We start from the raw sequence: 14565 nt of genomic DNA, 5'->3' as shown, positions 1-14565 counted from the left end.
TCATTCACCCACTAATGTTACATACGATATATTAGATAAATCAACCGCCGGTTTAACAAATACTTTTCGCGAAAGGGTATTCGAATTGTTTTCTTCAGAATCAACTTTTCCAACAGTTAAACCTTCTGGACTTTTCCCATCTAAACCACTTGTGCTAACTTTATCTCCCTTTTTAATTTTTAAAGAAGAAGTTAGCTGCGTGATTTCATAGTTTCCAGATTTTTTATCATAATTTGTTAAAATACCAAACACTTCTTTTTGCCCAGAAGTAATTTTAACAGGAACCTCATCTGTTGATTTTGTATTTGATAATAATTTGATGCTTGTAGAAGCTAGAGTAATTTGATTGACTTTCCCAATTAAATTGCCGTTTGATAAAGCCAGCATATTTCTCTTAACGCCACTAGATTTCCCAATATTAACCGTTAAAATATCAAACCAGGAAATAGGTGAGCGAACGATAACTTTTGAAGTTAAAACTGTATTTCCTGAAAAACTCTCTTTAACTTTTAAAGTATCCCGAAGCGCACTATTTTCTTCTTTTAATTTTTTAAAGTCTCTGTTTTTAACTTGATAATTCGTTAGTTGCTTTTTAAGAGTTTTGTTCTCAGATTCAGATTTAAAAAGATTATTAACATTTTCAACCAATTGTACTGGTAAATGAACAGCCTTATCAACACTTGATACAACCAAATTAACAGGATTTGAAACAGACTTTATAACTAATTTATCATTTAGAATAAAAAAAATACCTATTGAAATTGCTATCACTAAAGTGGTAACAAAAACAATAAAACGAGAAAACCGAACCCTTTTCATCACGCACTAACTCCCAAAGCTAAACAAAATAAAAACGAGTTTATCGTTAGATAACTCGTTTAACTACGGAGAATGGGGGATTCGAACCCCCGCGCCGGTTTCCCGACCTAACGATTTAGCAAACCGTCCTCTTCAGCCTCTTGAGTAATTCTCCAATATATGGGCACGAGTGGACTTGAACCACCGACCTCACGCTTATCAGGCGTGCGCTCTAACCAGCTGAGCTACGCGCCCAAGCCAATGCTTGGTTTACATTTTATGAAAAGCGGGTGACGAGAATCGAACTCGCGACAACAGCTTGGAAGGCTGTAGTTTTACCACTAAACTACACCCGCTTATTATAAGTAATGGCGCGAGACGGAATCGAACCGCCGACACATGGAGCTTCAATCCATTGCTCTACCAACTGAGCTACCGAGCCCTCTTGCTATTGCGGGAGCAGGATTTGAACCTACGACCTTCGGGTTATGAGCCCGACGAGCTACCTAACTGCTCCATCCCGCGTTCTTCCTAAAGGAGGATGTGGGATTCGAACCCACGCACGCTTTGACACGCCTGACGGTTTTCAAGACCGTTCCCTTCAGCCGGACTTGGGTAATCCTCCAAAAATGCAGTGATTAAACATGGACCTTGTAGGACTCGAACCTACGACCGCTCGGTTATGAGCCGAGTGCTCTAACCAGCTGAGCTAAAGGTCCAAAACATCCATATTCAAAAATAGCGGCGAAGGGGATCGAACCCCCGACCTCCCGGGTATGAACCGGACGCTCTAGCCAGCTGAGCTACACCGCCAATAATCGGGAAGACAGGATTCGAACCTGCGACCCCTTGGTCCCAAACCAAGTGCTCTACCAAGCTGAGCTACTTCCCGTCACTATCTGATCTCCCTTTCTTCCATCCCTATGCACCCTAGAGGATTCGAACCTCTAACCGCCTGATTCGTAGTCAGGTACTCTATCCAGTTGAGCCAAGGGTGCTCTTTCTATCTTATGCCGAGGACCGGAATCGAACCGGTACGAAGGTATCCTTCCCAGGATTTTAAGTCCTGTGCGTCTGCCAGTTCCGCCACCCCGGCCTCTTAAAGCGAACGACGGGATTCGAACCCGCGACCCCCACCTTGGCAAGGTGATGTTCTACCACTGAACTACGTTCGCATAAATGCCGGCTACATGACTTGAACACGCGACCCTCTGATTACAAATCAGATGCTCTACCAACTGAGCTAAGCCGGCCTCTCTCTTGCTTTCTCTTAAGCATGCGGGTGAAGGGACTTGAACCCCCACGCCCTTAAGCGCCAGATCCTAAATCTGGTGCGTCTGCCAATTCCGCCACACCCGCTTCTTATGACCCGTACTGGGCTCGAACCAGTGACCCTTTGATTAAAAGTCAAATGCTCTACCAACTGAGCTAACGAGTCCCTCCTCTTATCTTTGAAAGCGCTTCTTGCCTCTTTCAACGGTCCCGACGGGAATTGAACCCGCGATCTTCGCCGTGACAGGGCGACGTGATAACAGCTACACCACGGGACCTATTCGTACTCGGACTAAAGTCCTTAGTAACCTAACGGATGGGAGTTAACGGGATCGAACCGCTGACCCTCTGCTTGTAAGGCAGATGCTCTCCCAGCTGAGCTAAACTCCCTCTGGCTAAGCAACGCCCCTATCTCACAGGAGGCAGCCTCCCACTACTTCAGGCGCGCTAGGGCTTAACGGCTGTGTTCGGCATGGAAACAGGTGTATCCCCTAGGCTATCGTCACTTAACCTCTTCTTGAATGATCGCTCACTCACCATTGAACAGCTAAACCCTCTCCCTCAGCGCCTTGCGGTTAAGGCCTCGAGCGATTAGTATTGGTCCGCTTCACCTGTCACCAGGCTTACACTCCCAACCTATCTACCTGATCTTCTCTCAGGGCTCTTACTAACCTATCGTTAGGGGAAATCTCATCTTGAGGGGGGCTTCACACTTAGATGCTTTCAGCGTTTATCCCTTCCCTACATAGCTACCCAGCTCTGCCTCTGGCGAGACAACTGGTACACCAGCGGTAAGTCCACTCTGGTCCTCTCGTACTAGGAGCAGATCCTCTCAAATTTCCTACGCCCGCGACGGATAGGGACCGAACTGTCTCACGACGTTCTGAACCCAGCTCGCGTGCCGCTTTAATGGGCGAACAGCCCAACCCTTGGGACCGACTACAGCCCCAGGATGCGACGAGCCGACATCGAGGTGCCAAACCTCCCCGTCGATGTGAACTCTTGGGGGAGATAAGCCTGTTATCCCCAGGGTAGCTTTTATCCGTTGAGCGATGGCCCTTCCATACGGTACCACCGGATCACTAAGCCCGACTTTCGTCCCTGCTCGACCTGTCCGTCTCGCAGTCAAGCTCCCTTTTACCTTTACACTCTGCGACTGATTTCCAACCAGTCTGAGGGAACCTTTGGGCGCCTCCGTTACCTTTTAGGAGGCGACCGCCCCAGTCAAACTGCCCGTCAGACACTGTCTCCGTTGAGGTTCACTCAACCGGGTTAGAGTAGCCATCACACAAGGGTAGTATCCCAACAGCGCCTCCAAGTAAACTAGCGTCCACTCTTCCTTGGCTCCTACCTATCCTGTACATGTGTGACAGATACCCAATATCAAACTGCAGTAAAGCTCCATGGGGTCTTTCCGTCCTGTCGCGGGTAACCTGCATCTTCACAGGTACTAAAATTTCACCGAGTCTCTCGTTGAGACAGTGCCCAAATCATTACGCCTTTCGTGCGGGTCGGAACTTACCCGACAAGGAATTTCGCTACCTTAGGACCGTTATAGTTACGGCCGCCGTTTACTGGGGCTTCAATTCACACCTTCGACCTTAATCTAAGCGCTCCTCTTAACCTTCCAGCACCGGGCAGGCGTCACCCCCTATACTTCATCTTACGATTTCGCAGAGAGCTGTGTTTTTGATAAACAGTTGCTTGGGCCTCTTCACTGCGGCTCAGTTGCCTGAGCACCCCTTCTCCCTAAGTTACGGGGTCATTTTGCCGAGTTCCTTAACGAGAGTTCGCTCGCTCACCTGAGGCTACTCGCCTCGACTACCTGTGTCGGTTTGCGGTACGGGTAGAGTCTCTCTTCGATAGAAGCTTTTCTTGGCAGCCTGACATCGCTAACTTCGCTACTTAACTTCGCTCCCCTTCACAGCTCAATGTCTTAGCTAGAAGCATTTGACTCCTAACTCACCTCACTGCTTGGACAGACTCTTCCAATCGTCTGCTTTAGCTAGCCTTCTGCGTCCCTCCTTCTCTCCTGACTCTAGTACAGGAATATCAACCTGTTGGCCATCGGATACACCTTTCGGTCTCTCCTTAGGTCCCGACTAACCCAGGGCGGACGAACCTTCCCCTGGAAACCTTAGTCTTACGGTGGATGGGATTCTCACCCATCTTTCGCTACTCATACCGGCATTCTCACTTCTATGCGCTCCAGTCCTCCTTACGGTAAACCTTCTCTGCCCATAGAACGCTCTCCTACCATCCCTTACGGAATCCACAGCTTCGGTAAATTGTTTCAGCCCCGGTACATTTTCGGCGCAGGGTCACTCGACTAGTGAGCTATTACGCACTCTTTGAATGAATAGCTGCTTCTAAGCTAACATCCTAGTTGTCTGTGCAACCCCACATCCTTTTCCACTTAACAATTATTTGGGGACCTTAGCTGGTGGTCTGGGCTGTTTCCCTTTCGACTACGGATCTTAGCACTCGCAGTCTGACTGCCGACTATAACCGCTTGGCATTCGGAGTTTATCTGAGTTTGGTAATCCGGGATGGACCCCTCACCCAAACAGTGCTCTACCTCCAAGGGTCTCTGGTCGACGCTAGCCCTAAAGCTATTTCGGAGAGAACCAGCTATCTCCAAGTTCGTTTGGAATTTCTCCGCTACCCACAAGTCATCCAAACACTTTTCAACGTGTCCTGGTGCGGGCCTCCAGTAAGTCTTACCTTACCTTCACCCTGCTCATGGGTAGATCACCTGGTTTCGGGTCTATAACAAGATACTCTCGCCCTTTTCAGACTCGGTTTCCCTGCGGCTCCGTCTCTTCAACTTAACCTCGCATCTTATCATAACTCGCCGGTTCATTCTACAAAAGGCACGCTCTCACCCATTAACGGGCTCGAACTTCTTGTAGGCACACGGTTTCAGGTTCTCTTTCACTCCCCTCCCGGGGTGCTTTTCACCTTTCCCTCACGGTACTGGTTCACTATCGGTCACTAGGGAGTATTTAGGGTTGGGAGATGGGCCTCCCAGTTTCCGACGGGATTTCGCGTGTCCCGCCGTACTCAGGATACTGCTCGTTTATAAGGCTATGTCGAATACGAGGCTCTTACTCTCTCTGGCTGACTTTCCCAAGTCATTCTTCTATACCCTTATGCACTCCTGCAGTCCTACAACCCCAGAGTGTAAACACTCTGGTTTGCCCTCCTGCCCTTTCGCTCGCCGCTACTCAGGCAATCGCTTTTGCTTTCTCTTCCTGCAGCTACTGAGATGTTTCAGTTCACTGCGTCTTCCCCCGCAACTCCTTAACAGAGTTGGGTAACAGGCATTAACCTGTTGGGTTCCCCCATTCGGATATCTTTGGATCTCCGCTTACTTACAGCTCCCCAAAGCATTTCGTCGTTCGTCACGTCCTTCATCGGCTCCTAGTGCCTAGGCATCCACCGTGCGCCCTTTCTACCTTAACCTCTTCTTGGTTCTTGGCTTTTTCGCTTCGGTTTCTTTTTTGTTATCTCTCTTTCTATAGAGTAATCTATAGAAAGAGGGGTTTAGCTATTCAATTGTCAATGAACCATCTTATGATATTAAGATCCGGTGCGGTTTGCCGCAAAACTTGCGTAGAATAAGGAGACAACCAACGACGTGTCCCTTAGACACTAGGCGCTTGTGACTTATTCCTAGGAAGTTTAGGATCGTATTCTAATATCAACTAAAACAAGACCTTGAGTTGAACGCCAGACTAACTTCTTAGAAAAAGCGAATCGTCTGTTCGTATCCTGTTTTAATGGAGCCTAGCGGGATCGAACCGCTGACCTCCTGCGTGCAAAGCAGGCGCTCTCCCAGCTGAGCTAAGGCCCCACAACCCTCTCAAAACTAAACAAGACGGCAAGTGCTTCTGTAACGCATAACAGAATTTAAGTAATTGTACTCAGGCTAAAAGCTGGTGATTTAGATAAATCGTCTTGTGTTCATCGAACACAGCGTCGATTTCCTAAAATCAAGGCGCTTTTTACGCCCTCTGTTACTTGTTTTTCCTTAGAAAGGAGGTGATCCAGCCGCACCTTCCGATACGGCTACCTTGTTACGACTTCACCCCAATCATCCGTCCCACCTTAGGCGGCTGGCTCCTTTACGGTTACCTCACCGACTTTGGGTGTTACAAACTCTCGTGGTGTGACGGGCGGTGTGTACAAGGCCCGGGAACGTATTCACCGCGGCGTGCTGATCCGCGATTACTAGCGATTCCGACTTCATGGAGGCGAGTTGCAGCCTCCAATCCGAACTGAGATTGGCTTTCAGAGATTAGCTTGCCGTCACCGGCTTGCGACTCGTTGTACCAACCATTGTAGCACGTGTGTAGCCCAGGTCATAAGGGGCATGATGATTTGACGTCATCCCCACCTTCCTCCGGTTTATTACCGGCAGTCTGGCTAGAGTGCCCAACTCAATGATGGCAACTAACCATAAGGGTTGCGCTCGTTGCGGGACTTAACCCAACATCTCACGACACGAGCTGACGACAACCATGCACCACCTGTCTCCGGTGTACCGAAGTAACTTCCTATCTCTAGAAATGGCACCGGGATGTCAAGACCTGGTAAGGTTCTTCGCGTTGCTTCGAATTAAACCACATGCTCCACCGCTTGTGCGGGCCCCCGTCAATTCCTTTGAGTTTCAACCTTGCGGTCGTACTCCCCAGGCGGAGTGCTTATTGCGTTAGCTACGGCACTAAGCCCCTTAGGACCTAACACCTAGCACTCAGCGTTTACGGCGTGGACTACCAGGGTATCTAATCCTGTTCGCTACCCACGCTTTCGAGCCTCAGCGTCAGTCACAGACCAGAGAGCCGCTTTCGCCACTGGTGTTCCTCCATATATCTACGCATTTCACCGCTACACATGGAATTCCACTCTCCCCTTCTGTACTCAAGTCTGACAGTTTCAATAGCTGACATTGGTTAAGCCAATGCTTTTAACTACTGACTTTCCAGACCGCCTGCGCTCCCTTTACGCCCAATAAATCCGGACAACGCTCGGGACCTACGTATTACCGCGGCTGCTGGCACGTAGTTAGCCGTCCCTTTCTGGTTAAGTACCGTCAATTGGAGAACTTTCCACTCTCTCCAACTTGCTTCCTTAACAACAGAGCTTTACGATCCGAAAACCTTCTTCACTCACGCGGCGTTGCTCGGTCAGGGTTCCCCCCATTGCCGAAGATTCCCTACTGCTGCCTCCCGTAGGAGTCTGGGCCGTGTCTCAGTCCCAGTGTGGCCGGTCACCCTCTCAGGTCGGCTATGTATCGTCGCCTTGGTAAGCCTCTACCTTACCAACTAGCTAATACAACGCAGGTCCATCTCTTAGCGATACTGTTGTACCTTTCAATCCCTCTAAAGGCTTAGAGAGATATTATGCGGTATTACCTATCGTTTCCAATCCTTATCCCCCTCTAAGAGGCAGGTTACCTACGCGTTACTCACCCGTTCGCGACGCCGTCTCAGTTAGCAAGCTAACTCAGAAACAGCGTTCCACTTGCATGTATTAGGCACGCCGCCAGCGTTCGTCCTGAGCCAGGATCAAACTCTCTTGTCCAGTCTGATGTGACTCTTCTTTTCCTGTCGCTGACAGTTCTTTGTTTTGACGGGTACTAGTCCCCTAGCACCCTCACTTGGTCGTCTTGTTCAGTTTTCAAAGGACTCGTCTCGTCTTGAGACAACTATTATATTCTAGCAACTCTAAACAACTTTGTCAACCTCTTTTCTGGGCTTTTTTATTTTTGATTAATAGTCGAATTTTTATAACCATAAAATAAGTAGGTAAGTATGCCTATAATCGTACTGATTCCAAAAGCAACCCAAATAATTATTTTATACTGACTCATAAGCGAAAAACAAATTATGATTGAAATAATTGGTAATAGAGGTACCAATGGGGTATTAAATTCCCCTTCTTTTGCTTTTCCTTCATTTTTCCTTAATTTTATAATACCAATAGCAAGCAGAATAAGATAGGCGAGCGTACATATATTTAAAAATTCAGCAATACTTGACAAAGGAAAAACGCCGGCACAAACCATTGATACGAATCCTACAAGTAGAGTAGCGTTTTTAGGTACCTTACTATGCTTTGTTACAACACTGAATTGCTTAGGAAGCAAACCATCGCGACTTATACTATAAACTGTTCTTGCTAAAGCATACGTCATTGAAATGCATACTGTAATCAAAGTTAATGTTGCAATGACTGAAATATAATTAGCAGCCCAATTTAAACCAATACTTCTCAACGAAAAAGCTACAGCATCAGCAACATTTAGCTTTTTATAGGGTATAATACCAGTTAGAACTAAAGTAACACTAATATATAACACTGTTACAATTGATAAAGAGGCAATAATTCCTCTTGGAATATTTTTTTGAGGTTCTTTTACTTCATCTACTGCCATCGAAATAGATTCAAATCCTAAAAAAGCAAAAAACATAAGTGAAGCACCTGACATAATGCCAGTTTTTCCACCATAAAGTTGGCCAAAGCCAAATGGGGAAAAATTAGACCAATTTTCAGGTTTAATGTAAAAAAGCCCAACAGTAATAAAAAGTATTAAAGCAGAAAATTTCATAATAACCAAGCTGCTGTTAAAACGAAGAGCAATTTTTGAATTTAATAGTACAATACCTGTCACTAAAAAAATGACCAAAACAGGAAAAAGATCAATATATGTTCCCTCAGAGGGGTTAAAAGTTCCATTCAAAGCTTTTGGCAATTGTATATTATAATTTGATAATAGTCCCTTTAGATAACTCCCCCATCCTGAAGCTACCCCAGATACTGCAGTTAAAAACTCCATGATAATATACCATCCAGTTAACCATGCAGGAAATTCTCCCAATGTTGCATAAAGGTAACTATAAGCTCCGCCATTAGCTGGTATTCTGGAAGCAAACTCTGCATAAAAAAGTGCTGAAATACCAACCGCTATAGCCGATATAGCAATCGAAATAACCAAAGCAGGACCTGCATAATTCGCAGCTCCAATTCCTGTTATTGTAAAAATTCCTGTACCAACCATTGAACCTAAGCCAAGAAATACCAAATCAATAATTTTAAGATGGCGTTTCATTTCAGTTCTATCTAAAGTTGTATTCTTTTTTCTAAAAATATTCATTATGTCTCCTAATTTTGTAACAACTTAATTAGTTTAGCACAGTAGCAAGAACTTGTAAATTTAATGGCATGAAAAAAGACTGGCTAAAAATCATTGTTTCAGAAGAAATTGATTTTAACAACCAGCCTCTATTCTATATATGATTTAGTCAAGTTATTCTGACTTATACCATAAAAAGTAAGAAAGATTGATTAACTTATATTTCTATTATTTTGTATTTTGCTCACTTATCAATAAAAATGAAATGAAAGCTTTCCAATTTTTAAAACTGTTATTAATTATCTTCAGAATCTTTCTCTTCTTCAGTCATCTTTTCTTTAATTTCATCATAAGACAAAGCATGTGCTTCTTCTGAAGCTTCATCAGATTCTTCCGGAATCTTTCCTGTCTCATAAATAGACTTAATTTGCGCTGCATCAAGAGTTTCAAACTTAAGAAGAGCTTCTGCAATTAATTTATGAGCTTCACGATTACCATTAATAATATCTGCCGCTTTATTACGAGCTTCATTGAGCAATTCCCGAACTTCCTCATCAATTAACAAAGCTGTTTGTGATGAATAAGTCTTTTCAGGTGCAAACTGTCCTGGCGCCATAGAATGGTTTCCTTCATATTGAACAGGACCAAGCTTATCACTCATTCCATATTCTGTTACCATTGCCCGCGCCATTTGAGTTGCTTGTTCAAAGTCATTAGAAGCTCCTGTTGTTTGGGCATTAAAAATAATTTCTTCAGCAACACGTCCACCCATCAGACCAGCTAATTGTTCTTTCATATCACTTTTTGATAAAAGATTCTGATCTTCTTTTGGTAAAGCAATCATGTATCCACCTGCACGTCCACGCGGAACAATGGTTACCTTATGAACAACACGCGCATTAGACAGAACAAGGCCGACAATGGTATGACCCGCCTCATGGTAGGCAACCATTTGACGCTCATGTTCAGAAATTGTTTTATCTTTTTTAGATGGCCCTGCAATAACACGATCTTCGGCTTCATCAATATCACTGGCATCAATGACTTTTTTGCTGCGACGAGCTGCAACAAGAGCTGCTTCATTTAAAACATTCTCTAAGTCTGCACCAACAAAACCTGGGGTTTGTTGCGCAACAACTTTTAAATCAACATCGTTAGCTAAAGGTTTATTTTTAGCATGAACTCGTAAAATTGCTTCACGTCCTTTAACATCAGGCTGACCAACAAGAACCTTACGATCAAAACGACCTGGACGCAAAAGAGCCGGATCAAGTACATCGCTGCGATTTGTGGCTGCAATAACAATGATACTTTCATTTCCTTCAAAACCATCCATCTCAATTAAAAGTTGGTTAAGTGTTTGTTCGCGTTCATCATTTCCGCCGCCCATACCAGCACCACGACGGCGGCCAACAGCATCAATTTCATCAATAAAGATTATGGCACGTTCTGCTTTTTTAGCATCTTCAAAAAGTGAGCGTACACGACTAGCACCAACACCAACAAACATTTCCACAAAATCAGAACCAGAGATGCTAAAAAATGGTACCCCAGCTTCACCTGCTACAGCTTTAGCTAACAAAGTTTTACCTGTCCCGGGAGGACCTTCAAGAAGAACCCCTGTTGGAATACGAGCACCAAGGGCTTTGTATCGTTTTGGATCTTTCAAGAAATCAACAACTTCGATAAGTTCTTGTTTTTCTTCTTCAGCACCAGCAACATCTGAAAACCGAACTTTAACATCACTCTTAGAAGTAGAGCGTGCTCTGTTTTTGCCAAAACTCATAGCACCACGAGCACCGCCACCACCTTGATTCATCATCATCACAAAGAAGAAAATCATGATGACAATAGGCAGGAAACTCATTAGGTAAGATATCCAAGTCCCGCTTGAGCTCTCCTGTTTTACAGAAATTTTGGTTCCCTTATTATCAGCTAATCTTTCAATTTTTTCAATGGAAGAGCTATTAGGAAGAACTATTGAATTAAATTTATTCACTTTTGTAGTTGTTCCACTAAAAAATGCTAAATCATTATTTACTTTAGTTTCTTTTGGCTTTTTATATTCGCCAGTTACTTGGACAATACTCCCACTTGGCTGATAAGTAAGTGATTTCACATCACCTGATTGGATACGTTTAGTCAGAGTAGTGTAGCTTATTTTTTCACTTTGTGAGCTTGTACCTTTGAAAAAATACTGAATTCCTGTCACAATGGCTAGAATCAATATAATATAAACAAAGGAATTTCTCATAAAACCATTATTACGATTATTTTTCATCTACTTAATTAACGACCTTCTTTTTTATTTTGAATATACTTTTTCTTTTAAAATCCCAACATAAGGAAGATTACGATAGTTTTCTGCATAATCTAAGCCAAACCCAACAATAAATTCATTAGGGACATCATAACAAACATAATCTGCAGCAATTTCGACAACACGTCCTTCTGGTTTGTCAAATAAAGTAGCAATTTTAACAGAATTTGCTTGCCGATATTTAAACATATCACGTAGATATTTTAAAGTACGCCCTGTATCAATGATATCCTCAATAAAAATAACATCGCGTCCTTCAACATTAGTATCAACATCCTTTAAAATCTTTACTTCACCGCTGCTTGTTGTTCCACCAAGATAACTTGAAACGACCATAAAATCAATTTCAATAGGTGTATCAATATGTTTCATTAACTCAGCCATAAAAGGAACAGAACCCTTTAAAACACCGACTAATAAGGGATTTTTCCCTGCATAATCATTTGTTAACTGAGCTCCCAATTCTTTTGTTTTAATAATGATATCCTCTTCAGAATAAAGGATCCTTTCAATATCTTGTTCGAGCATCTTTCACCATTTTTCTATTTTTGAATATACAGTTTACCTTTCATTATATCATCTTTAAAATCTTTTCTCAAATAGGTAACATTATCTAAAAGAATTAAAAGAATCTCTTTATCCTGCTCCAATATTATAGCATCTAAGCGTTTTGAAGCTGGTATTTTATCATCAATAAACAAACGGCGAATTTTTTTTGAATAATTTCCTAATTGAATTTTATCCCCAGGTTTTCTTTTACGTATTATGATGGGAGAATCAGATTTTATAGGAATTCCTCCTTCTGAATCCAACATTTTTTGAAATGAAAAAGTATACTGACCATATTTGACCATACTGTCATATTCTAGCACTTTTTCTGATTTAAACCTATCCGTCTTGGGACCTATTTTACAAAATTCAAACCTTACAGCATCTTTTTTTAAGTAATAGCCATTTTTCACATATTGGTAGTAATCTGTTCTTGTTTTGATAATATGTAAAATTTCATCAAATTGAGCCTTTGTTAATTCTAATTCGGGAAATTTTTTTATATAATTTTGAAGCAAGAAATATTGTACTGCTTCACTTTGCTCATGAAAAACAGAACAGTTTTGAAAATCCAAATGGTATGTTAAATCTTCAAAGGCCTGAAAAATAAGATGTGTTTCTTCACCCAATTGAATAAGATGCTGAGAAATTTTTGAATTCTCTTTTTCTAAAATGGGTAAATAGTTGTTTCGAATTCTATTTCTTAGATAAGTGTCTTTAGCATTAGTAACATCATAAAAATGAAAAATATCTGGAAATTCTTTTTTTGAAAAAGTTAAAAAAGGACGAATTAATTGACCAGGACCAAAATGTTGAATTTCTTTAATACCTGATAAATAGCGAAGTCTGACCCCTCTTATGAAACGAGAAAAGACAGTTTCTGCCTGATCATCTGCATGATGGGCTGTTACTAATGCTGTATAGCCTTTTTCAAACATTATATTTTTAAAATAGTTATAGCGAAACTGACGAGCCGTGTTTTCAGAAAATTTTCCTGTAAAACTTTTAGTGTAAAAAGGGACATTATGCTGTTTGGCCCAATTGTTAAGATAAGCCTCTTCCTTGTCCGCCTCAATCCTTTGTTTGTGATTGATATGTGCTATCGCAATTTTAATCCCAAGCTGTTGTTGATAACGATGTAAAAAATGCAGTAAATTCATCGAATCTACTCCACCTGAAACTGCTATTAAAACATATTTATGATCTGCAAAATATCCTTTGCTTTGAATATAACTAAATATTTTTTTATAAGTCATTTTAAAACACCATAGACATCATTTGCAATTGTTGTAATGTTCTCATAAGAAGCCTTATCCGTAAAAATGGATAAAATAAATGGTTCACCAGCATAAACAACAGCCACATCATGTTTATAATCATAGGCATCCCCAATTTTATGAGCAACTGGAACCGTTATATCACGAGAAATACGTGTATTGTCAAAATCTGTTGATGACAAATACTTCAATATCAAGTCTTTTTGTGAATAAAGAGATTCCATTATAGTAGCCGCTGTTTTGGAAGATACATCTCGTTTTTCCATATTCCAATTAGTTTTTACTGCTTTTGTAATTGTCGTTTGATAAGCTTCATCATATTTATGAGCAATATAATAACCAAGTATATTACTTGCTACATTATCAGAATGCTGTGCAACTGCCTTTAATAAATAGTCAACAGTATAATTTTTATTATCTGCCTTTTTGGGCATTTCTCCACTGCCTTCTACTTTATACGCTCCTTTAAAGTGATTAACTTGTTCAACATACTTTAATTTGTCCGAAAGTTTAAATTTTCCCTCTTGAATTTGTCTTTCTGTAAAATACAAAATAGGTAATTTTGTAACACTGGCAGAATACATGACTTTATTAGAGTTAATGCCTGCTGATTTTTGAGTTCTTAATTGCTTAACATAAATGGAATAATTAGCTTTATTATACTTTTTATTTAATAAATTTTGGACTTTTTCCATACGATTATCTTGTAATGATAATTTTTTTTCAGCGACCCAACCTTGATTATCTACTTTCATGTAGACACCATGTTTTGTGACAGCTCTTTGGGAAACGTGTACCTTGGAAAAGCTGGTTAATTTTGTATTTATTTTTTCTGCACTTACCGTATATGGGGTGTTATAAATTGAAAAATTAGCTTTCAGCCAATAATTCCTGTCATAATTCATTTTTTTAAGAACAACATCTTCGTAAATGTTACTACGGCTTGCTTTAATAAAACGGCCGTTTGATAGTTTGAAGATGGGAATTTTTTTCTTATTTATGGTAAGTTCTTTAATTTTAAAACTAGAATTTGGTGCTAATTTTTGAGTTTTTCCAGTTAAATTTTGTGTAGGAAAAGTAGAAATTGTTTGTGAAAAATTAGGATTTACAGGAATCTTATCAAAATATTTACTTTGTTTTCTTTCTGTACTAATAACAGTAAAAGGAGCTAAAAAAACTGATATTAACATAAAAGCTAATAGTTTTTTCAT

General features: G+C 41.6%; 6 protein-coding genes, 18 tRNA genes and 3 rRNA genes. All 27 read right to left on the bottom strand.

Annotated features, from left to right (window positions below; translation table 11 throughout):
- The gene (gene mreC / locus STRMA_RS07670; RefSeq protein WP_003079139.1) at positions 1-819 is read right to left on the bottom strand and encodes a rod shape-determining protein MreC; all 819 of its coding nucleotides are present in this window, start codon (positions 817-819) and stop codon (positions 1-3) included.
- Between the two features lie 66 nt (positions 820-885).
- Positions 886-973: transfer RNA gene (locus tag STRMA_RS07665), tRNA-Ser, on the bottom strand.
- Positions 974-979: 6 nt separating this feature from the next.
- Positions 980-1053: transfer RNA gene (locus tag STRMA_RS07660), tRNA-Ile, on the bottom strand.
- Between the two features lie 30 nt (positions 1054-1083).
- A tRNA-Gly gene (locus tag STRMA_RS07655) sits at positions 1084-1154 on the bottom strand.
- A gap of 13 nt (positions 1155-1167) precedes the next feature.
- Positions 1168-1240 (bottom strand) — tRNA-Phe (locus tag STRMA_RS07650).
- 9 nt (positions 1241-1249) lie between these two features.
- Positions 1250-1323: transfer RNA gene (locus STRMA_RS07645), tRNA-Met, on the bottom strand.
- A 10-nt stretch (positions 1324-1333) separates the two neighbouring features.
- Positions 1334-1423 (bottom strand) — tRNA-Ser (locus STRMA_RS07640).
- A 20-nt stretch (positions 1424-1443) separates the two neighbouring features.
- Positions 1444-1517: transfer RNA gene (locus STRMA_RS07635), tRNA-Ile, on the bottom strand.
- A gap of 20 nt (positions 1518-1537) precedes the next feature.
- A tRNA-Met gene (locus STRMA_RS07630) sits at positions 1538-1611 on the bottom strand.
- A gap of 5 nt (positions 1612-1616) precedes the next feature.
- A tRNA-Pro gene (locus STRMA_RS07625) sits at positions 1617-1690 on the bottom strand.
- 32 nt (positions 1691-1722) lie between these two features.
- A tRNA-Arg gene (locus STRMA_RS07620) sits at positions 1723-1796 on the bottom strand.
- Positions 1797-1809: 13 nt separating this feature from the next.
- Positions 1810-1894: transfer RNA gene (locus STRMA_RS07615), tRNA-Leu, on the bottom strand.
- 7 nt (positions 1895-1901) lie between these two features.
- Positions 1902-1973, bottom strand: a tRNA-Gly gene (locus STRMA_RS07610).
- Positions 1974-1978: 5 nt separating this feature from the next.
- Positions 1979-2051 (bottom strand) — tRNA-Thr (locus tag STRMA_RS07605).
- Positions 2052-2075: 24 nt separating this feature from the next.
- Positions 2076-2157 (bottom strand) — tRNA-Leu (locus tag STRMA_RS07600).
- A 6-nt stretch (positions 2158-2163) separates the two neighbouring features.
- Positions 2164-2236 (bottom strand) — tRNA-Lys (locus tag STRMA_RS07595).
- 39 nt (positions 2237-2275) lie between these two features.
- Positions 2276-2348 (bottom strand) — tRNA-Asp (locus STRMA_RS07590).
- Between the two features lie 39 nt (positions 2349-2387).
- A tRNA-Val gene (locus tag STRMA_RS07585) sits at positions 2388-2460 on the bottom strand.
- A gap of 4 nt (positions 2461-2464) precedes the next feature.
- Positions 2465-2580: ribosomal RNA gene (gene rrf, locus STRMA_RS07580) — 5S ribosomal RNA — on the bottom strand.
- A gap of 61 nt (positions 2581-2641) precedes the next feature.
- Positions 2642-5535: ribosomal RNA gene (locus STRMA_RS07575) — 23S ribosomal RNA — on the bottom strand.
- Positions 5536-5853: 318 nt separating this feature from the next.
- Positions 5854-5926: transfer RNA gene (locus STRMA_RS07570), tRNA-Ala, on the bottom strand.
- 181 nt (positions 5927-6107) lie between these two features.
- Positions 6108-7656 (bottom strand): 16S ribosomal RNA (locus tag STRMA_RS07565).
- The 16S, 23S and 5S rRNA genes sit together here with 18 tRNA genes alongside, the layout of an rRNA operon.
- Before the next feature lie 178 nt (positions 7657-7834).
- Positions 7835-9229, bottom strand: coding sequence for an amino acid permease (locus tag STRMA_RS07560; RefSeq protein ID WP_003079477.1), 1395 nt, complete (start codon positions 9227-9229; stop codon positions 7835-7837).
- 274 nt (positions 9230-9503) lie between these two features.
- A complete protein-coding gene (ftsH, locus tag STRMA_RS07555; protein WP_003078628.1) occupies positions 9504-11489 on the bottom strand; it encodes an ATP-dependent zinc metalloprotease FtsH in 1986 nt (661 codons plus the stop codon).
- Between the two features lie 24 nt (positions 11490-11513).
- Entirely contained in the window at positions 11514-12056 is a 543-nt protein-coding gene (gene hpt, locus STRMA_RS07550) for a hypoxanthine phosphoribosyltransferase (protein ID WP_003080973.1), read from the bottom strand.
- Positions 12057-12070: 14 nt separating this feature from the next.
- On the bottom strand, positions 12071-13333 hold the full coding sequence (gene tilS / locus STRMA_RS07545; protein ID WP_003080605.1) for a tRNA lysidine(34) synthetase TilS: 1263 nt from the start codon (positions 13331-13333) through the stop codon (positions 12071-12073).
- Positions 13330-14565 (bottom strand): serine hydrolase, encoded by a 1236-nt coding sequence (locus tag STRMA_RS07540; protein WP_003079080.1) that lies wholly within the window; start codon positions 14563-14565, stop codon positions 13330-13332. The genes tilS and STRMA_RS07540 overlap by 4 nt, the downstream gene beginning before the upstream one ends.

The sequence above is a fragment of the Streptococcus macacae NCTC 11558 genome (assembly GCF_000187995.2).
Taxonomy (GTDB): domain Bacteria; phylum Bacillota; class Bacilli; order Lactobacillales; family Streptococcaceae; genus Streptococcus; species Streptococcus macacae.
This window is presented reverse-complemented; position numbering and strand designations above follow the sequence as displayed.

Bases quoted from the DNA above. Each gene is read 5' to 3' on its own strand.
- mreC (WP_003079139.1), bottom strand. From the start codon at position 819: ATGAAAAGGGTTCGGTTTTCTCGTTTTATTGTTTTTGTTACCACTTTA.
- STRMA_RS07560 (WP_003079477.1), bottom strand. From the start codon at position 9,229: ATGAATATTTTTAGAAAAAAGAATACAACTTTAGATAGAACTGAAATG.
- ftsH (WP_003078628.1), bottom strand. From the start codon at position 11,489: ATGAAAAATAATCGTAATAATGGTTTTATGAGAAATTCCTTTGTTTAT.
- hpt (WP_003080973.1), bottom strand. From the start codon at position 12,056: ATGCTCGAACAAGATATTGAAAGGATCCTTTATTCTGAAGAGGATATC.
- tilS (WP_003080605.1), bottom strand. From the start codon at position 13,333: ATGACTTATAAAAAAATATTTAGTTATATTCAAAGCAAAGGATATTTT.
- STRMA_RS07540 (WP_003079080.1), bottom strand. From the start codon at position 14,565: ATGAAAAAACTATTAGCTTTTATGTTAATATCAGTTTTTTTAGCTCCT.